At 50.5% G+C, this 20,268-nt stretch carries 14 protein-coding genes; 4 read left to right on the top strand and 10 right to left on the bottom strand.

Annotated features, from left to right (window positions below; translation table 11 throughout):
* Window positions 1–99 precede the first annotated feature (99 nt).
* Both yjeH and QL223_RS17770 read left to right on the top strand, forming a co-directional pair.
* A complete protein-coding gene (gene yjeH / locus QL223_RS17775; RefSeq protein WP_281545493.1) occupies window positions 100–1,350 on the top strand; it encodes an L-methionine/branched-chain amino acid transporter in 1,251 nt (416 codons plus the stop codon).
* A 95-nt stretch (window positions 1,351–1,445) separates the two neighbouring features.
* A complete protein-coding gene (locus QL223_RS17770) occupies window positions 1,446–2,336 on the top strand; it encodes a homocysteine S-methyltransferase family protein (RefSeq protein ID WP_281545492.1) in 891 nt (296 codons plus the stop codon).
* Here QL223_RS17770 and QL223_RS17765 read toward each other — a convergent pair.
* Genes QL223_RS17765 through dctP form a run of 4 tightly spaced genes read right to left on the bottom strand, consistent with a single transcriptional unit; the run spans window position 2,333 to window position 5,993 of the window.
* Window positions 2,333–3,115 (bottom strand): alpha/beta hydrolase, encoded by a 783-nt coding sequence (locus QL223_RS17765; RefSeq protein ID WP_039850013.1) that lies wholly within the window; start codon window positions 3,113–3,115, stop codon window positions 2,333–2,335. The two genes, QL223_RS17770 and QL223_RS17765, sit on opposite strands and share 4 nt — an antisense overlap.
* A 5-nt stretch (window positions 3,116–3,120) precedes the next feature.
* Window positions 3,121–4,422, bottom strand: a complete 1,302-nt coding sequence (locus QL223_RS17760; protein WP_002538842.1) for a TRAP transporter large permease — start codon at window positions 4,420–4,422, stop codon at window positions 3,121–3,123.
* A gap of 12 nt (window positions 4,423–4,434) precedes the next feature.
* Window positions 4,435–4,971, bottom strand: a complete 537-nt coding sequence (locus tag QL223_RS17755) for a TRAP transporter small permease (protein ID WP_281545491.1) — start codon at window positions 4,969–4,971, stop codon at window positions 4,435–4,437.
* A 17-nt stretch (window positions 4,972–4,988) separates the two neighbouring features.
* Window positions 4,989–5,993 (bottom strand): TRAP transporter substrate-binding protein DctP, encoded by a 1,005-nt coding sequence (dctP, locus tag QL223_RS17750; protein WP_281545490.1) that lies wholly within the window; start codon window positions 5,991–5,993, stop codon window positions 4,989–4,991.
* Window positions 5,994–6,398: 405 nt separating this feature from the next.
* On the opposite strand from dctP, the gene QL223_RS17745 reads away from it, so the two are divergent.
* Together QL223_RS17745 and QL223_RS17740 are read left to right on the top strand one after the other, a co-directional pair.
* Entirely contained in the window at window positions 6,399–7,307 is a 909-nt protein-coding gene (locus tag QL223_RS17745; protein ID WP_281545489.1) for a LysR family transcriptional regulator, read from the top strand.
* 338 nt (window positions 7,308–7,645) lie between these two features.
* Window positions 7,646–8,737: an arabinan endo-1,5-alpha-L-arabinosidase gene (locus QL223_RS17740; RefSeq protein WP_251882132.1), complete on the top strand. Its 1,092-nt coding sequence runs from the start codon at window positions 7,646–7,648 to the stop codon at window positions 8,735–8,737.
* A gap of 98 nt (window positions 8,738–8,835) precedes the next feature.
* Here the strand turns inward: QL223_RS17740 and QL223_RS17735 are convergent, their stop codons facing one another.
* From QL223_RS17735 to QL223_RS17710, 6 genes are read right to left on the bottom strand one after another with little or no spacing between them, the layout of a single operon-like run.
* Window positions 8,836–9,246, bottom strand: a complete 411-nt coding sequence (locus QL223_RS17735; protein WP_281545488.1) for a hypothetical protein — start codon at window positions 9,244–9,246, stop codon at window positions 8,836–8,838.
* A 15-nt stretch (window positions 9,247–9,261) separates the two neighbouring features.
* On the bottom strand, window positions 9,262–12,597 hold the full coding sequence (locus QL223_RS17730; protein WP_281545487.1) for a DUF6519 domain-containing protein: 3,336 nt from the start codon (window positions 12,595–12,597) through the stop codon (window positions 9,262–9,264).
* A 10-nt stretch (window positions 12,598–12,607) separates the two neighbouring features.
* Window positions 12,608–14,695 carry a hypothetical protein gene (locus tag QL223_RS17725; protein WP_281545486.1) on the bottom strand — a complete coding sequence of 696 codons (2,088 nt, stop codon included), beginning with the start codon at window positions 14,693–14,695 and terminating at the stop codon, window positions 12,608–12,610.
* Entirely contained in the window at window positions 14,692–17,376 is a 2,685-nt protein-coding gene (locus tag QL223_RS17720; RefSeq protein WP_281545485.1) for a hypothetical protein, read from the bottom strand. Before QL223_RS17720 ends, QL223_RS17725 begins: the two co-directional genes overlap by 4 nt.
* A 1-nt stretch (window position 17,377) precedes the next feature.
* Window positions 17,378–19,897 carry a baseplate J/gp47 family protein gene (locus QL223_RS17715; protein ID WP_281545484.1) on the bottom strand — a complete coding sequence of 840 codons (2,520 nt, stop codon included), beginning with the start codon at window positions 19,895–19,897 and terminating at the stop codon, window positions 17,378–17,380.
* On the bottom strand, window positions 19,894–20,259 hold the full coding sequence (locus tag QL223_RS17710) for a GPW/gp25 family protein (RefSeq protein ID WP_281545483.1): 366 nt from the start codon (window positions 20,257–20,259) through the stop codon (window positions 19,894–19,896). Before QL223_RS17710 ends, QL223_RS17715 begins: the two co-directional genes overlap by 4 nt.
* Window positions 20,260–20,268: the final 9 nt, after the last annotated feature.

Here is a 20,268-nt window from a genome sequence, read left to right as displayed (position 1 = left end):
TCTGACGCTGAACAAAGACACTTTGCGCGATGCTTTTTCAATCAATCAGCTTTAATCTGACATCAATAGTCAACTCACAGATACTGGCTGGGACGCCCCATGAATCAACTCAAAAAAGAAATCACATTACTGTCCGGTATCGGCCAACTTTCCACCACCCTTTTGGGTACCGGGCTGTTTATGATCCCTGCTATTGCGGCAGGCATTGCTGGTGAGTTTTCCCTCTGGGCGTGGCTTTTCCTGTTCGTCGCGATTTGCCCGATTGCCCTGACATTCGCCCAATTAGGTAAGCGCTACCCGAATGCAGGTGGTACCGCTTATTTCGTCCGCAAAGCTTTCGATAAAAGGTTAGAGCGCAGCGTAGCCTGGCTGTTCGTCAGCGTGATTCCCGTTGGTGTTCCAGCAGCCGTTGCGCTTGCCGCAGGCTTTCTGCAACAGCTTTTGCCTGAGCCGATTAATGGCTCTCTGACAGCTCAACTTCTTACGGTCGCGCTCTTGGTGGGTGTCAATTTGATGGGGGCTAAATCTTCGGGTCAGCTGCAAACCCTTATTGCGATTAGCATTTTTCTCTTGGTCGGCGCTTTTCTGTGGAAAGGCGACGTTGGTGTCACCGATTTGACCATGCCCACCATCAGTGAAGAATCCTTGTGGCCTATTGGTACTGCGCTTGGTGTGATGTTCTGGTGCTTTGTTGGTATCGAAGCTTTCGCCCATATGGGAGAAGAGTTTAAAAATCCAGAAAGAGATTTCCCTATCGCCATTATCGCGGGCTGTTTCGTAGCGGGTGCGACCTACTGGGCCATGTCAGTCGTCATACTGAAATTCGGCGCTTACGGCACCCCACAGTTTGATAGCGCTTCAATCCCCTGGTTGAGTGAGAACCTGTTTGGTCCGAACTTTAAAATGCTGATCAGTGTGATTGGTTTCTCGGCCTGCTTCGCGAGTGTCAATCTTTACACCCAAAGCCTTTCACGTATGGTTTGGGCGCAAGCGCGAGAGAACAAGCCTGAAGGAAAAATGGCTCAGGTTTCGAGCCGTGGCGTCCCCCAGAATGCGACCTTAAGCGTCGGTGGCGTGCTGGCGGCTTCCTGCATCATCGGATATTGGTCAGGCTTGGATTTGGAGTTCTTCCTCAAGCTCGCTAACAGTGTGTTCGTGTTGGTTTATCTGATGGCGATGCTGGCAGCATTAAAACTGCTTCAAGGCGCAGCCAGATGGTTGGCGGGCATCGCACTGGCACTTTGTGTGATTGTTTTCGTCTGCCTTGGCTGGTCGATGCTATATGCGCTGGGCGTATTTGGTCTTTTGATGTTCCAGGGGAAAAAAGACACCACCAAAGCAGCCATCTAACTCGTCTAGACATCGCAAATATTTTGTGAGACCTTTCGCAAAAGTTTTGAAATACCCAAATCTATTTGGGGTACAACAAGAAAGAGCGATCACGGATGTTTGTTTTATTAGATGGCGGCATGGGGCGAGAGCTTCAACGTATCGGCGCCCCATTTTCCCAGCCTTTATGGAGCGCTCAAGCGCTGATTGAAGCGCCAGATTGTGTTTATCAGGCGCACCAGAATTTTATTGACGCGGGATGCGACGTCATTACGGTCAACAGCTATGCCTGTGTGCCCTTTCACCTGAGCGAGCAACGTTATCAAGAACAAGGCTTTGAACTGGCCGAGTCTGCCGCGCAAATTGCCCGTCGTGCTGCCGATGACAGCGAGAAGAAAGTCAACGTTGCGGGCTGTATTCCTCCAGTTTTGGGTTCCTACCGTCCTGATCTTTTCTCAGCAGAAAAAGCGCGTCCCATTATTCAAACATTGGTTGATGCACAAGCGGGTTACTCAGATATTTGGATAGCTGAAACCATTAGCTTGATTGAGGAATTCGAAACGATTTTCGAAGTACTCAAAACCACCAATCAACCTGCCTACTTTGCCTTCAGCTTAATGGACACTGAAATCGATCAACCTCGATTACGTTCTGGTGAATCTGTGGCAGATGCAATTCGCGTTGTCTGTGAAAAAGGCGTTGATGGCGTGCTGTTTAACTGTTCACAGCCTGAAGTGATGCTCGACGCTATTGCTGTGGCAAAAGCGATCATTGATGGCAGCGGCAAACAGATCTCCCTTGGTGCTTACGCCAATGGGTTTACGGTCATCCATCAAGACCATGAAGCCAATGATTCGCTGACCACAGTTCGTGATTTACCGGCTGATGAATACGCAGCGTTCGTTCGTGCCTGGCTGGATGCGGGTTCAAATATTGTGGGTGGATGCTGTGCAATTTTTCCGGAGCACATCGCCTATTTGGATGCACTCCGGAAGAGTCACGACTAGGTCGTCACTGCCAACTGACGTTGTTTCACTTTGTCACTTTGCAAAAATTCAATCACCAGTAGATTGAAAATCCGCGCTTTCTCAAGGTGGGTGTTGTGCGCCGCCAGCGGCACAACGGCGAGGTTAGTATCTTTTATGCCTCGCCACAGTGTTTCGGTTTGCTCCCACATGTACGAGCGATCGCTGTCTGGCCACAAAACCAGCGTTTTCGCTTCAATCTGTTCGAGGCGTCCCAGAGACTTCCACCCCGCCATCGCACGCAGTCCATTGATATAGGTTTGTGTGGACACACGTTCAGCAAGTGCCATTCCCCCAACAAAATCAGGATCCTCTTCCCCTTCAGAAAACCAAGTTCGGACGGTATCCCGAGCCACTTGCTCTGTGCCCTCTTTTTCGGCGCGCGCCATGCTGTCTTCAAGCGATTCAAAGCGCCCCGGCAAGCGACCATTCGGACCGGTTGCGTAGAGCACTAACCCCATCACCCTGTCTTTCGCTTTTATTGCCACTTCCTGGGCAATCATTCCTCCCATTGAATGTCCCATCAGATGAAAACAGTCAATACCGAGTTCATCCAGTTTTCCCAATACGAAATCTGCAAAGCCTTCAACGCTGTCCAGACCCGTTTCTTTCGCCTTTCCCCCATAGCCCGGCAAATCGAACGCGACAACGTCGAAGCGCGTTGAAAACAATTCAATCTGTTTTTCCCAATAGGTCAAACTGCTGAGAAACCCATGAACCAGTACCAACGTGGGTCCGGTTCCTACACGTATACAATTCATCGTTATTATTCCATTAACTCAGGGAGCCAAAGCGCTGTGTCAGGCAGTCCGACCAACAACAGCAGCAAAATCACAAGCGCGAAAATAAAAGGAACACAGCCAATGATCACATCCCCAATGGTCACGTCATCTCTGGCGAGACTCTGTATCACAAAGAGGTTGAGCCCGACAGGCGGTGTCAGTACGGCTATCTCCATGGTGATGGTGTAAACCACCCCAAACCAAATCAGGTCAAAGCCTGCCGCATGCACCAAAGGGAACAGGGTTGGCAGAGTGATAAAAGTCATGGAGACAGGTTCTAAGAACATGCCGAGAATGATGTAGAAGACCACAATCATTGCCAGCACGGCGTAAGGTGATAAATCCATTTCAACAAACAGCTGGGTAAACTGCTGTGGGATTTGGTGGTAGGTCATCACGAAGCCAAATAACACCCCTGATGACAGTAGCAAGCCCAAGTATCCCATGGTCTGCATCGTCGATTTGAGGGATTCGAGCAGGCCTTCCCAACGAAGGCCACCAAAGCAAAAAGCCATGATGAGGGTGATGACCGAAGAAACCGCCGCCGCTTCTGTTGGCGTCGCGATGCCTGCATAGATTGAGATGGTGATGACCAAGCCGATAATCATCACTGGCGTCAGCGCCGACAAAGCCACCAGCCAAGGGATCGGCTGGATGCTCTCTTGTCCCGGAATGTCCTGCGGCGCTACTTTTCCCCAGACAGCGACGATAATGAAAAACATCGTCACAAGCACCAACCCGGGTACCACACCCGCAATAAATAGCGAGCCAATGGATTGGTCTGTCACAATGCCATAGAAGAGCAAGATCAAGCTCGGCGGCAACAGAACACTCAGCGTCCCCCCAGCAGCCAATACACCGCTCGACAGGCGTTTCCCATAACCCAGCTTCAGCATTTGCGGCAAGGCAACACCACCGATAGTGAGCGAGCCGACCATACTCGAACCACATACAGCACCGAAACCTGCACACGCACCAATACTGCCATACGCCGCTGCACCACGTAGCGGAAGCTTACTGTGCATAAACCAGTAAAGGTTGGGACCAATCGAAGAGCGGCCTATCAATTCTCCTAGAAAAACGAACAGCGGAACCGCCAGAAGAATGTAGTCAAACCACACGCCCCAAAGTTTCAGTTCTACCGTCACCAAGGAGGATTTCAGGCTTAAGATATCCAGCAAAAATGGGATTGAAGCAGCAGCAAGCGCAAAGGGTATCGGCAAGCCAATGATGATGAACCCCATCAACAAGCCCAGCATACCTAGCCCGACAACGTACCATTCCATAACACTTCCTTGTTATTGTTTGTTTTGGCTGAGTTCAGCGTTATCCGTTGCCGCTCTTCCTTGCGGCTTACGAGGTGGCCTGCCAGCCAACAGCAAATAGGTTGCTGTCAGGCAGAAAACCAACAGGGATAACACGACGGGGATCCAAAAATAGAATCGCGGCCAGAGAAGAATTTCGGATGCCGCACCGGAATCAATCGACTTGAACATGGCTTTCGCTGATGCAGTAAAGAAGAATGCGCCAATCAGCAACATCACCAACATGTTCAGCTTGTCGACCCAAAATTGCAGGGTCGCGGGCAGCTTGTCACGCACGATCCCCACTTTGGGGTAGGCGTCATTCAACAGCGCATACGAGATACCGAGAAACGCGACAGGTACCAGCAGGAGCGCGGTGGCTTCTGTCACCATGCCATCTGGCGAATCGAGGATATAGCGAACTCCAACACCGTAGCTGATCCAGACAGCCTGGATCAGCACGATAACGGCACCGCAGTAGAGCAACGCTAGAGATAGCCAGTTCAAAGCCTTTAACAGGTTTGATTTCATACTGCGCACCTCTTCAATTATTCGCTGTGCGCTGCAAACAAGCTCCGGACTTTGTCAGCCAGTGGCACGCCACAGGCACCATTTACTTCCGGCGTCCATTTCTCCTGAATACCCGCGAGAAGCTCACCGGTACGTTCTTCAGACATGGAAACCGCTGAACCGCCGTTCGCCATCACTGCATTGCCGACTCGCTCATCAACCCAAGTTTCATAGCGCGGTTTCAGCCAGGCCTCGGCTTCCTTCGCCGCTTCCTTCAACGCTTTCTGGTTATCTGTGCTAAGGCCATCAAACTTGTCTTTGTTCATCATGTAGATGATGTTGCCGTAGAACATGTTGGCGTTAACCATGTAAGGCATGACCGACCAAAGTTTCCATGAACTGTATGTCGCGACGCCCATGTTGATGCCATCAACCACGCCACGCTCTGCTGACTGGAACACCTCTTTCGGTGCAACGAACACTGGCTTGCCACCCCAGGTTTCGATCATCAGGCTCACCAGAGGACCGATTGAGCGAACCAACTTCCCGTTCAGCTTACCGATATCTGACACAGGCTCTTCAAACCACCACTCTTGGTCGTAGGAATAGTTAGAATTGATCAAAGGAATAAGGTCAGCTTTCGCCGCTTCCGCTTCAATCAAAGCTGCGTAATCAGCATCAAGCTCGATTTGTTTTTCAAGATTGATAGCAACGGGATACAGCGAAGTGACGCGATAACACGGCAAACGCTTATCGGCAGGAATCCAACTGATATCCGATACGCCGCCTTGAACCGCATCCACACCTTCGCTCCAACCATGCAAGGTGCCGGAAGGGAAAACCTGAACTTTCAAGTCGCCATTACTTTTCTCTGCCGCAAGTTCTGCAAATTTCTGGAAGCCTTGATAGCGAATGTCGGACTCGTTGACATAAGTGGACAGGCGAATGGTTTCTGCCGCTTGAGCGGTGAAAGGTAAGGCACCGACAATGGCGACACTTAATGCGCTTTTCAGAAAAGAACTGACGTTGTTGCGGTACTTCATGAGACTTCTCCCTAGTCTGATTTTCCATGCTTTGCAGCGCTGGACATTCGCTGCGGTTCATCCATATTGGTTTTCGGCCGCCGAGGTAGCGTGCGGCTAAAAACACTCAATTAAGCATGGTCAGGAGAGCTAATTTTGCATCATGCCAATTCGGTTGCCCTACATGCCGAAAAGTTATGCCCCTAAATAACTCCCATAAATTCATAGTATTAAACACCGAAACTTCACTCACCCTAGAAAAGAAAAACTTTTCACACTTATCCTTAAATTTGGTGGTGAATAGGCCATTTTCTTATCTTTAAGCCTACGGAAAGAACGCTTTCTGATAGCTTTAATAAATCGAAGGAATGAAGTTCACGAACGACATTGGCACCAAGCCATGCTGTAACTGGCTCGGAGGGAGTATTGGATTTTAAACTATTGGAAGATTTTGTTTGTCTGGCGCATTCAAACAGTTTTACGTCTGCCGCCAGGGAACGCTTTGTCACCCAACCCGCGTTCAGTCGACGCATCAAAGCCTTGGAACAATGGGTAGGCACAGATCTCGTGAACCGCGACTCTCCGCAACTGGAACTCACGGAACAAGGCAAAGCCTTTTTGGTTGAAGCGGAAGAGATCCTCAATCGACTGCATCTCGCCAGAGAGTCTGCCCGGGCATTGAAGAAAACCCGAACCAATGAGATTTCCGTCGCCGCACAGAACTCGATCGTTCAGACGGTCTTTATGTCATGGATGCATGAAATCGAAAAAGAAGTCGGCCCTGTTTATGTAAAACTTTCGTCCGATCGTCTCGCTGATTGCGTAGAAATGTTCAGAAATGGGTCTGTTGATTACCTGCTTTGCTATACCCACAGCGAGCTTGGAAACGCTATTGATGACAACCGTTTTCAAAGCACTGTCATTGGCCAAGAAACCTTGGTTCCGGTCTCCCTAGCAACCAACAAGCAAGCCATGTTTCATCTACCCGGTGAAGCCAATAACCCAATTCCTTTGGTGGCTTACACCCATCAGTCTATATTTGGTAAATCAATCGACCAATTGCTCAACAAAGAAGCGTGTTACCTGAACAGACGCTATGAAAACCCCTTCGCCCACACGCTAAAATCCATGGTGCTTGGCGGCTATGGCCTGGCGTGGCTCCCATATTCATTTGTGAAGGATGAATTGGTGCGTGGAGAGCTTGCACTGGCAGGCGATGAAAAATGGAATATCCCGTTTGAAGTCAGGCTGTTTTATAGAAAGCCCGATGATTCGTTATCTCACGCGATTCATACCATTTCTGAAGGAATGACGGAGATGACCAGCATTAAATAGGTGGGGAAACTACTGCCTTTTTTGCGCTATTCAACCCACAAACCGCAGATTCAACTACTTATCTCCACTGCAGTACTTTTTGCGTTCATCTCCACCCAACGACTTTAAATACCCTTTGTTAAACATGACCCCTCAAAGAACTATTGAAACCCAGATGAACTGCTGCTGTCTTTTGAGCACAGCAAAAGGTCAACCAAACCTTGATTCGTAGATTGCCTCTCAAAACCCATCAAATGAGGTAAATACATTCAATTAAAGCCCAGTAATGAAACAACTGCTTAGTCTTTTTTCCTAGTCTAAAAAAAAGTATCAACAACATAGTCATATAGGAGCGAAAAATGACACCTCGCCTTATCCCGTACACACTACTTACTGCCGCTCTTCTTCAAGGATGTAACGATAATCAAACCTGTATTGATGCCACTCCAAATATCGCGAATTATCAAGCCATAAGCGAACACATTCATGACCCCACCATGGAAAAGCAGGGCTCATATTACTACTTATATTCCAGCAGTCCCCTCGGCGCATTTTATTCCTCATTAGATAAAGTCAACTGGGACTATCGTGGCAATGTATTTTCAGAAATACCTGTATGGCTGACAGATTCCATCGAGAACCTTGATCACATCGGCGCTCCAGATATTTCATTTTATAACGGGCAGTACGTTTACTTTTATCAGTCACATAAATCAGGCACATGCAATGCAGCCACTGGCCTTTTGACAAATACCACTCTTGACCCAGAAGCGCCTGATTACAAATGGGTGGATCATGGTGAAATACTGCGTTCAAAACCTTTATTGGGAGAGATCATTTGTGGCGGTTATGGCAGGCACTATAACGCTATCGATGCCATGTTTTACGTCGATGACGACCAAAAACCCTGGTTAGTATTTGGTTCTACAATGGGTGACATATCGCTTGCAGGTGTTATTCCTCAAATTTACATGGGAGGTATCCATCTCTTGGAACTTGATCCTAAGACCCTGAAGCCAATCGATCCCAGTAAAATGATCACTTTAGCCAGCCGTCCCATTACCGATATTTCCACTGGCGAATTTGTGGTTGAAGCACCATTCATCCAGTATAAAAATGGTTTTTACTACCTGTACATGTCTTACAACAGTTGTTGTAAAGGCCCAGACACAAAATATGAAATCAGGGTAGGCCGTTCTAAAGATATACAAGGACCTTATGTAGATAGCTATGGAAGGCTATTGAATGAAGGCGGCGGCACAAAACTACTAGACAAAGATGGTGAGCAAATTGGAACAGGCCACAACGATGTCTTCACAGAAGACAATCAAGACTGGCTGGTGCACCACGCCTATGATTCTACTAATAACTACAAACCAACACTGCAACTCAGACAGATAGAGTGGGAGCAAGGTTGGCCAAAGGTATGCAACAAGTGGGTCGATAAGTAACTTTGAAAAATATGGCTGATTAGTAACAAAGCCCTCTCAAAAGAGGGCTTTTTGCACGAAACCCTCTGAATCAAATCATTTCGAAAGGCTTTTAATTATCACTTCTTCGTCGGCCTTCTTTTCGGTGTAGTCGGTGAAACCTTTCTCTTCGTCGTTGCTTTTATCACCGCATCGGTATTCACCTTGGGTGTTCTTGGTGCGCGAGGCTTGGGTTTTGGTTTCGGCTTTTCTTCGGTTTTGGGTTGTTCTGGCTCCGCGACCATCTTTTCGAACCGCTCTATCTCAACGAGCTGTTTTTTCTCTAGTGTTATCGCTTCGTCCATTTTCTTATTGAACGCTGCGCGTTGTTCTTCCAGTTCTTTGATACGACTTTCAACCTTTGCCTTTTTGGCCGCAGCGGCAGTGCGGGTTTTCACTACCGGATTCTTCACGTTATTCGGTTGACCCGCCTTTTCCATTTCGCTGATGAGCGAAAGGTGTTTTTTCAATACTGTACTTGCCTTTGCCATGATTTCGCTCCTTGGTTATGCCTGAGTATTGAAGCCAGACTCAGGCGCAGGGAATTCAGGGTGATTGATGATTGAGCCGCGGACGACGTTGCCGATAAATGGCCCTTCCATGCCATTGAAGTCGAACGAAGGAAGAAAAAAAGTGCCGGATTTGACGTGGTTACCCATCACTGATGCTTGGCTGCCATTAAGGATGACTGTTGCGCCGTTCGCGATGTTGTCGTCGTTGTTTCCGACGTGCTCGATGAAGTTGTTGTTGAATAGGACACGTTCAAAACGAACACGAATAATGTCGTTCAGCCTGGTTGAAAGGATTTCCACTAAGGTGTCAGCACCACGACCAAGGAATTTATTGTTGGCTACCTGACAGGCATAGCCGAGAAACACCACGCGTCTGTCGCCAAAAGGGAATGAAATTTCCATTAATCCTTGCATCAACAAGGCGCGATCTTCCAAAACACGTTCCCGCGTCAGCAAATCAGAGTAGGAAACCAGATTGCTTTCCACACGGGCTTCAAGCACATACAGCGCGCCGATGCCGACGGTTCTTTGCTGATTCACCACGTCGTCTCGACCCACACCCGTGTTCAACACTTCATTGGATTCAATGTGACATTCACCGAGGTGGAACAGGCTCATGATGGAAGAAGCAAAAATATTTGCGCCTGATACACCCACGTAGTTGAGACGGTTTCCAATAATGCCCGCTCTCGCGATACACAGAAGAACGACTATCCCGCCATGGGTACAGTTAGCGATTTGGTTGTTGGTGATATCAACACGCACACAGCGCTCACAGAAAATCGCGGCACCATCATCACGGATTTGATTGCTGTTGATTTGAACGTCTTCACACTCACTGGCAAACACTGCCAATGTAACGGTCACCATGGTGTTGTTTTCGATACTGACCAAGGTACATTGCGTTGCCGATACCGCGAGTTCAGTGCCTCTGTCGCCTGAAATGTCATTGTTGTCGACACGTAGCCCAACGACCTGCTCAGCGACGACGCCACCACTACACCCGCTAATCCAGTTTTGCGCGGCGGTGATACCACCAGTAAAGAGTTCATCGTCGTCACTGCCGATCATTATTGCGACTTGAGTTTCAACCTGCTCTTCGGTTTGAATGCGGTTGCGCTCAATCAAGGTGCCAACACCACGAACCATGATGCCAGTGCTCTCTTCCGCCAACAGGAGGATCTGGTTTTCAGACACCGTGCCGTATGCACAGTTTGATTCCACTGCAACCGCATCAAGCTCACCCACCATTCGGCTCAATGTGATTCGGTTTCCTTTGACTTCGCTGTATGAAGCCGTTGAGAACGAAGCGCCACCGGGCTGGTTATTGATCACCACCCCTTGAGCGAAGCCATCGATGTCGTTTTCAATAATCCTCGCCCTGCCCGAGATCCTGGTGACAGCAACACCAATCAAACCGGGCAATTGCTCAGCATTGAAACGGACAAGGTTGTTGTTGATAGTCAGATCTTCTCCACCATCACCAATCCAGACACCGATAGGTGAGCCTTCAAACTGACAATGGCTGACCCTCACCCTCTGACAATCAAACAAACCAACAGCCGGGTTATCAATCGATTGAACACTCCCATCGAGCGTTTGTACTCGGCAATCTTCGACTAGACTGTCCTGAGCTGTTCTTATCGATATGATGCCTTCTGGTTTCTCCGTCGCACTGCGATTCATGATGGAGACGGTTGAGAGATGAATACCAGCGAGCACGCTTCCATCGTCCGAACGGACAGCAATAGCAGATTCACCGGAAAGGTTTCTGATTTGCGCACCATGGCTTTCCCCATGCAGCGTCACGTTTGGATAGCGGATTCGGAGTGCTCGACGAATGGTATGAACACCCACTTTCAGGCACACGCAACCACCAAACTCTGGGGAGAGGCTATCTAACGCGGCTTGAATATCTTCGCCCGGACGAACCACGACGGTGCAGCAGCCGGCTGTGCCAATCGGGTCACGGCAGTCCTGAAAAATCGGCTCAACAAACTCTCCTCCCAGTACATCCAGAACCGCCAGTCGGCAGTAGTGGTGATGGAAGGCCTGTGGAGGCGCTTCTGTCAGCGTTTCTACCGAGCTGTCTGCATAGCGCGTAATAAAGCTCCAGTTGTCGCTGACGTGATATTCTCCGGCGCCACCTTCCAGCGAGATAGCCACTTCCACGCCATCTTCCAACGCGATGAATGTGCCTTCTGGTGCTGGGATTAAACCATCACTTTCCGGCGCATCTAGATTAACGATTTCATTACCGTCAGTGTCCAAAACCACGCCAGATTGATCCCAGCGGCGCAGTATTGGATGAATAGATTGATTAGCGGCATTCGATGCGGGCATCAGCATAATTTCGCCAACACCTAAGGGGTTTGTGAGTACAACGGTATTGGTCGCATCATTCACAGAAAGGATTTGCACCATGGTGCCAGGGTTACCTTCCAGCACTCGCACATCATCCGTTATTTCGGCCCAATCTCCCGCGTTGAATCTGAGGTAATCGTCTTTCGCTACCTGCTCTAACGTCAGAGTATTGTTTGCAGGTTGTGCGAGGATTCGTCCGGCAAACGCACCATTAACACGGGACCATTTCAGCAGTGGCACTTCATCTTCATTAGTGTCATGCACGGCCACCATGTAGGTGCGGTTTTCCAAACCTCGATAACCGCCTTCTGGTGGCAGTAAGCAAGGATCATCGACTGCTGAAGCTGGATTTGCACGGGTAGAAAGGCGTGCAGAAGAAGGCTCAGTAAACGCTTCCCATCCTTCAATATCCTCATCATCGGTATTGCAGGTGACACCGTCATCCACAGCAAAGAGTTTTACCTGCCAAACGGTTTGTACCCGCGCGCTGGTATCTACACCAATGGCCGGGTCGATGAGTTCTGGATCTTCAAGAAACGTGACCGGACGTTTCCAAACATCCAGAAAGGCCAAATAGCGACCATCTTCCAGCTCAAGCGGTTCCATAATGGGAAGATAAGGCTGGGCATCAAAAGGGACAGGTTCAGAGCTTCGCAACTCTTCCAATGGAAGATAGAAGTCGTGCTCCCCATGACCGAAGTTTTCTGCCACTAAGCCATCGACATAATAGCGGCCTGGGTTAATCAGCAATTCTCCACCAGAGATTTCAATCCGGAAACTGTCCGGCAGATGAGCCGGATATCCTCTGAATCCGGCTAAATCAATGGTTTCTGCACGAAAGCGTCGATCCACAATCGCCGCGCCCTCATTGAGTGGCGTATCCGACACCACCCTTCCCTGCATTGACACCAGTTCGGAGTAGTTATGGCGTGAATCAAACGTTTTTCCTGAAATATCTATAGCCATGAGTTCCTCCTCAGGTCACGTAGATCAAGCCCGCATCAAGGCCGATGGGTAGAAATTCATTGAGACGAAACAGCAAAGCATCGTGCCGCTGCGGGTGATAGAGGTGGTGATAAACGCCCATTTCACTGCTACTGTCCGCGCCGCGCCGAATTTCCTCAGGAGCGGAAAGCAACAGTTGACCATAGGCAGGGTCGTTGTATCGGGTTGACGTAAACGCAGGCACAACGCGCGCGCGAACACCGCGAACGATATGGGAACGCGCCAAATCCGAAAGTTCCTGCCGTATCCTGACTTCTTCTGCTTCCACCGCTTTCAATGCCGCAAGTTGTGGCTGACAACGATGTTGACGTGGCACTCTCGAATCTGGCGGAATAAAGGAAAATCTCGCACAGCCCGTCTGTCGTTGAAGTGCCCAGACTGGCGCAGTCCAATCGTCGCCTTCCGCTAACGCCGCATCCAGAATACTGTTGGAAATCAAGGGGAATGAGCGGGCACCTATTTTGCCAATCACAGTGGTTTCACAAAGTGTCAGCACACCGCCATGGCTGGCACCATCAAGCGATGAAAATGCTGTTCGGGTATGAGAATTCCCATCAAGCATGCTGTCTTTTATCGTCACAGACGCGCCTTCGACAGTGCGAATTCCGCCGAGAACGGAACGTTCAATTTCAACAGTCACATTGGGAATTTCAACCACCAGCGAAGGCTGCTCTGGTGAAGTCGGCTCTCCGTTAATGTCCAGCGAAAGCCCCGGCACAAGCGTGACATTGCGCAGCACCAAACGGCGAAGTGCGTTGTCGCCAGTATCGGGGATCAGCAAACGACCACCTGTCACTACCAATCCATCAAGGACGATCTCTGCTTCTTCACCGCCAATCAGCGTCATGTCATCGCCATCAAGATCAACAAAGGCGCGATGACCGTCAGCCGCACGCAGGGACAATGTTTGGTCGGCATTGACCGATACATTAAGCGCTTCGGTGAATACATGGGAAACACCGATCTCGGCAACACCGCCGTTTTGAATCAGATCCAGCGCAGGCTGAATAGCTTCGCCTTCACCAATCTCTTGGGATGGCGTATTGAAGACGATAAAGCCTTCGCTTCTAGGGTAAGACCCTCCACCAATATCTGCGGCTGCGCCATAGTGGTAGGTCACTTCGACGGTGTCCGGCACGGGTATTGAGGTCGGAAGTGATAGCCTGCCTAACTCAGGATCAACGGAAATACGATCGACTGGCGAATGCGCCCAGTCAGCGCCGTCATCACTCAAATTGCAGATTTGTAGTTGATCAGCCGTCTGCAAAATTCCGTCAATCACCACGGCAAAAGCATGAGGATAAAAAGTTGCCAAACGCGAACCTGCAATGCTTCTTCGTTTCAGCGCCACAGGCAGGTTTTCTTCTTCGGCGAGATGATTGATATTTGGCTCTGGGATAGGCTGATTGAACAATTGAGTATTGCACCCCAGCGGATTGAACAGGTAGCGTCGCGCATCCACCTGATAAGCAGGCACAATGGATTGACGATGATGAGCGAGACGCCACATGAATACACCGACATTCCGGAAATGATGTAGCCCTTCACCCTGACTGATTCGACCTACTGCGGTGCTATAGCTGGCAGAATCAAAGGCTGTGCCGATGGATTCGCACTTGGCGCTGTTTCTCACATTCAAGGTGTAGTGATTGTTTGGACGAAGTGCTGCCAAATGCTCAGGTCTCGACAGCAAGCGGAAGAATTCCACCACTCTGGCGGGATAACGTGTCGTGTCAGTCGCCAGTTGCTCTAAGGCTAAGGCAACACCGCGACGGCGGGTGATGCGAATCTGATTGGCAGCAGACGCGCGTTGGCTGACACCAGGGATCTCCGGACCATACCGATAACCCGCCAACTCGCCCAAATACGGTGCCGCCCATTCGTCACAGGTTTCAATAAACTGGTTGTCGTAAAGCCGGTCGATATCATGCTTCACGATAGCCGCCTGCTCAGCCAATATTTCCATCAACGCTTTGAGCGGGAAGCCCTGCTCTTCATCACGCCGACGGTAAACCTCAGGCAAGAGGTTGTATAAGGATTCCGGTGACAAGCTACTCATAAGCTGGCCTCCATAAAATCAAGCGCTTCAGGGTGCAGGCTTAAAATGGTGGCACCTACGACTTCCCCCGAGGCAAGTTCGGCAACGGGGGCGGCAATAGCGTCATGACGTGTCGGCGTGTTTCCGGTGTAGAGTCTGTCAACCACCACCGCATCTAAGCCATCTACTTTGTGGAGCAAAGCAATCACTTCACTGGCAAAGACGGGCTGGCCGAAATCGCGGGCCTCAAAGGAAAGCGAATCCCGAAGCTGGCTTTCCGCACGGGATATGACATCATCAGCAAGATAGTCTTCGTTGACTTTGATTTTGATGCCTAGGCGGAAAAACGTTTGCCTGAAACTGCGCAAGACAAAACGGGCGAATGGATCACCAGCCGCCACCAACGCTTCCGTCAAGGCATCGTGTAAATCGCCACCTTCAGGCACTTGAAGGCCTTCTTCTGCCGCCACGGTGACCACAACTTGAGGCCCACTGCTCAGATGCAGCCATTGTGATGTCGCCTTGGCGATGCCGCCATAGGCGCGGGAAAAATCGGCGTAGTCTGTCAGGGAGACCACACGTCCCAAGGTTCGGCAGGAAAGTGGCGCACTGACGCGGATTTCATCGAAGCTTTCAGGGTCAGCCCCACCTTCCGCATCAAGTAAATTGTTTACGCCTTGCAAACCCAAAGATTGGGACATGAGTAGATTAAGTTGCCCTGATTTCACCCGTCCTTCCAAACCCAAGGTTTTACGATAGCTGGCTCGAATATTTTGTTGCCCTTTGCCCGGCATCGCCCCCATCACGCCATCACCAAACGCCACATGGCTGTAGCCGTTTTCATCGATGCGTAACGTGTAAACCCGATCTGTTGGTGAAGCATTGAGGAAGTGCGGCACCTGCTTCCACAGGATCTTGTTAACGCGGATTTCCATCGTTGGCTTCACGCCTGTCGCTGTTGCTGCTGGCACAAAGGTTTGAGGTGTTTGTTTGGAAGTGAAGGCTAGATGGGGCGTCGCACTGCCATCACCCAGCACTTCTGCCACTGACTCACCTTGTGTTGCATCGGCGATGTTGGCGTGGATGCGCAAGCTTTGTGGCAAATAAGCAACGCCAATCGGCGCGGAGAACGTTAGTGTAGATGTGCTGTTTTCATGCGTGATAGATTGGATTATCTGTGTTGTCACTACAGGCTCTTCCCCAAACCCATCAGCTTGACCCTTCAGAATCACTTTGCGCCCTTCTTCTGCAGTAAACAGACTGTTCAGCTCCAACGAGATACTGTTTTCATCCAATGGCTCAGTGATAGGCGGATCAGCAATATCAATCCATTCGCTGGCACCAAAACACGTGGTTCCGCGGATAGATAGATCATCAAAGTGATCATCATCGTTTAGAGTTAAACGCGAACTTTTACCCGTAACAGAAAAGAATGAAGCAGAGGTTTCGGCAGTGTCTGTCACGTTATAACGCGACCATTTCCTACCGTCTTTCAGAACAACCGTGCTGCCTTTGCTGATTTCAGACACCGCACGTTCCAGATAGACATGGTTGCTGTCGTCTTCATCCATCACATTGAGCATGCCATCCGCCCACTGAGCATCTTCCAACCCGGCGTAAGGACCAGGAAAGACATCGTCAACAACTGCTTCATCCTCATCTAGGACGAATACAGGCGATGTCCCCGTTAACGAATAATGGAGCGTATCGAGCGGTGGCGCAGCGTGGCCGAAAATCGCCGCTTTGGTTCGGAATACCTGAACCTGTCTGACGGTTTTAGATTGCGCAGCCAACGCAGAAAAGAAGGCTTTCTCACTGGTTTTTTCTTCCATCAGCACGGTGCGAAGCTCTTTTCCGTTGATGGCTTTATCGACATACCCCCCCGCTTCGGCAGCAAATACTGTGGTGATGGTACCCGTCGCACCGGAATGTGTCGTAACCAATGGCCCTTCACCGACTGGCGATATGTCCAGCCAGGTAAGATCTTTCGCATCTGGGTCTGTGGCGATGTCAGCTAACACAGGTGTCACTGCGTTGATGGTGGCAAAGACCTGCTGCTCATCGTCGGAGACAAAAAACACGGCGTCGCCCGGTTTCAAATTGAGATTGGTACCCGGCAATGGAATACGAGTCGTGCTTGCCGTCAATGGATGTGGCGCAGTGAGCCTAGGACGCATCGCATTCCAAGCTGCCCGCGCTGTCAGGTCTTCCAGGGTTTCGTAGATAACAGGCTTCTCGTCCTGCCCTGGCGTACTCTGCACTTTGGTGCCTGCTGGCACTGTGATTTCTTCCGGTATTCCTTCACCCGCAGCGATGGTGAAAGCCAGATCTGCTATCGCTGCTGCGCCAGGATGAGGCGCATAGTCAATCAGCATCGCCATTTCATGAAGTGAACCGGTTTCCAACGCGGTGTTAACGTAGGCTTCGTTCAACCACATTTCGTTGTAGAAGGTCAGCACATCACAACTGGCGGCCCAGGCATCAATGAGTGCCAACGAAAAATCGCCAGAATCGCGGGAAGTCAGTACACCCAAAGCGCCATATTTGGCAGAAGAAAGTCTCGCGGTCATGCTGGCGAAAAAATCGTGGTATTCGCCGCTTCGATAACCGATTCGGGATAAACCTTGGGTGTTTTGTGGTGCTTTCGGTGTCAGCACCTCAATGCCGCTGCAAGCGCCACAATGGGATTCATGGTTTGCCATATCAACGCCCTCCATCCATATCGAGAAGGAACACGCCATTGCCCGGATGACTGATATCGTTGTCAATCCGTGCGATTTCCGTGCGGTCGAATTCGAGCTTTCTGTCTACCAACCCACTGGTTCTTGGGTCCCCAAAACGGCGGAACCTTGTCACTTTGGCTGCTATCACTCCTTCTACATTCTGAGCGGCAGCCAACCAAGGTGAGAGATGAAGGGTTTCTCCAGCACGGAACCGATTGGGGTGTAACAAACCTAAAGCGCCATCAGGCAAACGGTTTGGCGAGAAGAGTTTCAACAGGCACTGGCGTACATGGGATTTCGACGCATTCGGCGCAACACAAACATGAAGCGTCACTTCAAGAGGAACATAAACTGGTGACGACACTTCCACATCATGGGCTGCGAGGCGGAATCTCTCGTAATGGTCTCGAAGCGTGGTTCGCAATGTGTCAGACACTTCTACCCTGTCGTCTGGATCGGGCAAGGCAAAGGTCGTCATCCAACTGCCCGTATGGATGTAGGCGCAACTGACGTCCTGAATACCGGCCACCCGTCGACCCAGCGTTTGATAGTCTTCCCGCGTGACTGCCCGCTCTTGTGTTTTGAACAGGAAAGGCGCACGTTTTCTGATTTCCGCATTGGTTTCTGGGTTTCGCCCTCCTTCACCGGGCGTGATATTGCGCACTTCCGTTACTTCTGGAATAGGCAAAGCGAGATGATATAGCTTGTCTGCGCCGATATGACCTGCTGACCCAACGCCCACCCGATAGGTGGCTGTAAACTGGGTTTCAGGCAAAGGGCGACGACCGTAAACGTTGTCACCAAAGCGAAGTGACGCCTTACCATCCCGCTCGATTTCAGTGGTAAATACCAAGGACGAATCGTCTGCTGCGAGCATATCCCTGATCACGTGATAAGGACGCACTTCTACGCCATCATCAGCATCAAGAGAGACACTGGCGAATGTTTCGCTCGGTGAAGGTGTTTGCAAAAGCTCCGTCGCAGGCGCGCCCAACGTATAGTCAGGGGAAAACGTCAGTGGACGATTGGCGAGAGTCGGCTGGTATCTTGGGGTGATGGTTTCAGCCTGTTCCTGCTCGCAATTGGCTTCCGCGCAGCTTGCTCCTTTAGCACTATCAGCTTGCATGCCCTGCCCCGGCGCCCAACTCAGCGTTGGCAGTGGCACTTCTGGTAAACGCTCGCCAGAGATCGTTTGACCATGATCCACCAGCACCATATTACCCCGGGCAACGGTGACGGGTTCAAGGTATCGGCGCCCTTCCTCAATGGAAGTTTCTGATGAAATGCACATTGGGAAACGCAAGGCATCGGCGCCATGCCAGACAACCTCTGTGATAGGTAATTCCGTTACCGGATCGAGGAGTGGTTCACCATCTGCATCAAATGCCTGCACTTGTGTCAGGAGAACCACCTGGCGTTGCGACAGTTGTCGGTCAGCCTGACTGCCACTTCGTGCCCCCAGCACTTCTTCAAACGCCAGATACATGCCCGCTTCTAAATCAGGGAAGTGGCCATCTAAAGTGGCACTTATAGCGCCTTTTGGCAGGTAGCAACGGGCGTCACTCCAGGTATAAAAAGTGATTTCGTTGTGGAGGCTAAAAAGTGCAGGTACGTCATGGCAGGTTTCATACACAGCACCACTTTGCGCGAGCAAAGCGTCGTCTCTCGCAAAGGTTCTAGGTTGCTCACTCAATTGGGTACACACCGCGCTGCCTTGGGGAATGACCAAGGTGGCTGGGGCAATAGGATGTACATCTGCCGACACAGCAAAGTAGCAAAAACAGCGGGCATTGCAGCCTTCATCCACGCTGTAATCCACCAGCCTTGTCATGCGTTTGAGCGAAATCCGCGAGCGCGCTTTATTGAGATAGGCTTCCGTTGTGGCGGCATCTTGTTGGTAAGCCAGTTGGTCAGCGGTATAGGCCAGCACTTCCACCAGTGCGGTAGAAAGGTCTGCGGGGTGTCCGGTCGCCGCGGCTGGCGCCGTCACGGAAAGCCTGTCGAGCATCATGCGGCGGAAGGAATAGAAATCTCTCGCCGTGTAATCTATCTCTGTATCAAGGGTTTCAGGTTCAGGGCAATCGCAACTGCTTTGACAGTCGAATGGCGAAGGGCATTCTACTTTGAAAGAGAAGCTAACCGATGCCAGCGCGGGATCTATCTCTGGTGGTGGCAACGGATTTAATGCGCTGGTGACGATGTTGATGCTGTAAGGCGAGAAATCACCGGGCTCGGCGACTTCAATCACCAATACATTGGTTTGTCCGTCCAGTCCCATCGTGACATTGACTATTTCAATGGCATTCGGCCCTTCAATGCGAATGTTATCGACGGTGTAAACAAACGCGCCGGGATCATTGACTAGATGTAAGTGAAGAAACCGTTGACGATCAGTTTCCACCGCAGCTTCACGATCGATGACTTCAACGAAATCGATGCCATTCAAATCTGACTGGCGCACTGCCTCACGTCGGCGTTGGTCGCAGCAAAAATAGATCATGCTGACACCTCACGCTCAAACGTTGCCTGTTGTGACTCTCCGGTAGGAAGAACGATGTAGGCAACATTGATGAAAAGCGCGCCATTGTCGAAATAGACGTCTACCTCAGAAAGATCGATATCGTCCTGCATCCAGGTTTGCAGCGAGGTCGCTACCAGACTCCGCGTATTCTCAATCACCGCTTCGCTGACACCCGCGAAAAGAAGACGGTTCAGCCCGCACCCGAATGTTGGCATCATCACCCGCTCGCCCGGCTCAGTGAAAAGTACCTGCTCGATACGATCGCGAATGACATCCAGCCGCGTCGTGGTCGCTGTCCGGCCTTGGGTATCAATGCGATAAGGAAAATCGGGATAAGTCATAAGGATTCA

The sequence above is a fragment of the Grimontia sp. SpTr1 genome (assembly GCF_947387585.1).
GTDB lineage: Bacteria > Pseudomonadota > Gammaproteobacteria > Enterobacterales > Vibrionaceae > Enterovibrio > Enterovibrio indicus.
The sequence above is the reverse complement of the archived record's forward strand: the minus strand, read 5'-3'. Positions and strand labels throughout refer to the sequence as shown.

Coding starts and splice junctions, on each gene's coding strand:
- QL223_RS17755 (WP_281545491.1), bottom strand. CDS start 4,971: ATGAAATCAAACCTGTTAAAGGCTTTGAACTGGCTATCTCTAGCGTTG.
- QL223_RS17720 (WP_281545485.1), bottom strand. CDS start 17,376: ATGGCAAACCATGAATCCCATTGTGGCGCTTGCAGCGGCATTGAGGTG.
- QL223_RS17770 (WP_281545492.1), top strand. CDS start 1,446: ATGTTTGTTTTATTAGATGGCGGCATGGGGCGAGAGCTTCAACGTATC.
- QL223_RS17735 (WP_281545488.1), bottom strand. CDS start 9,246: ATGGCAAAGGCAAGTACAGTATTGAAAAAACACCTTTCGCTCATCAGC.
- QL223_RS17710 (WP_281545483.1), bottom strand. CDS start 20,259: ATGACTTATCCCGATTTTCCTTATCGCATTGATACCCAAGGCCGGACA.
- QL223_RS17725 (WP_281545486.1), bottom strand. CDS start 14,695: ATGAGTAGCTTGTCACCGGAATCCTTATACAACCTCTTGCCTGAGGTT.
- dctP (WP_281545490.1), bottom strand. CDS start 5,993: ATGAAGTACCGCAACAACGTCAGTTCTTTTCTGAAAAGCGCATTAAGT.
- yjeH (WP_281545493.1), top strand. CDS start 100: ATGAATCAACTCAAAAAAGAAATCACATTACTGTCCGGTATCGGCCAA.
- QL223_RS17730 (WP_281545487.1), bottom strand. CDS start 12,597: ATGGCTATAGATATTTCAGGAAAAACGTTTGATTCACGCCATAACTAC.
- QL223_RS17740 (WP_251882132.1), top strand. CDS start 7,646: ATGACACCTCGCCTTATCCCGTACACACTACTTACTGCCGCTCTTCTT.
- QL223_RS17765 (WP_039850013.1), bottom strand. CDS start 3,115: ATGAATTGTATACGTGTAGGAACCGGACCCACGTTGGTACTGGTTCAT.
- QL223_RS17760 (WP_002538842.1), bottom strand. CDS start 4,422: ATGGAATGGTACGTTGTCGGGCTAGGTATGCTGGGCTTGTTGATGGGG.
- QL223_RS17715 (WP_281545484.1), bottom strand. CDS start 19,897: ATGATCTATTTTTGCTGCGACCAACGCCGACGTGAGGCAGTGCGCCAG.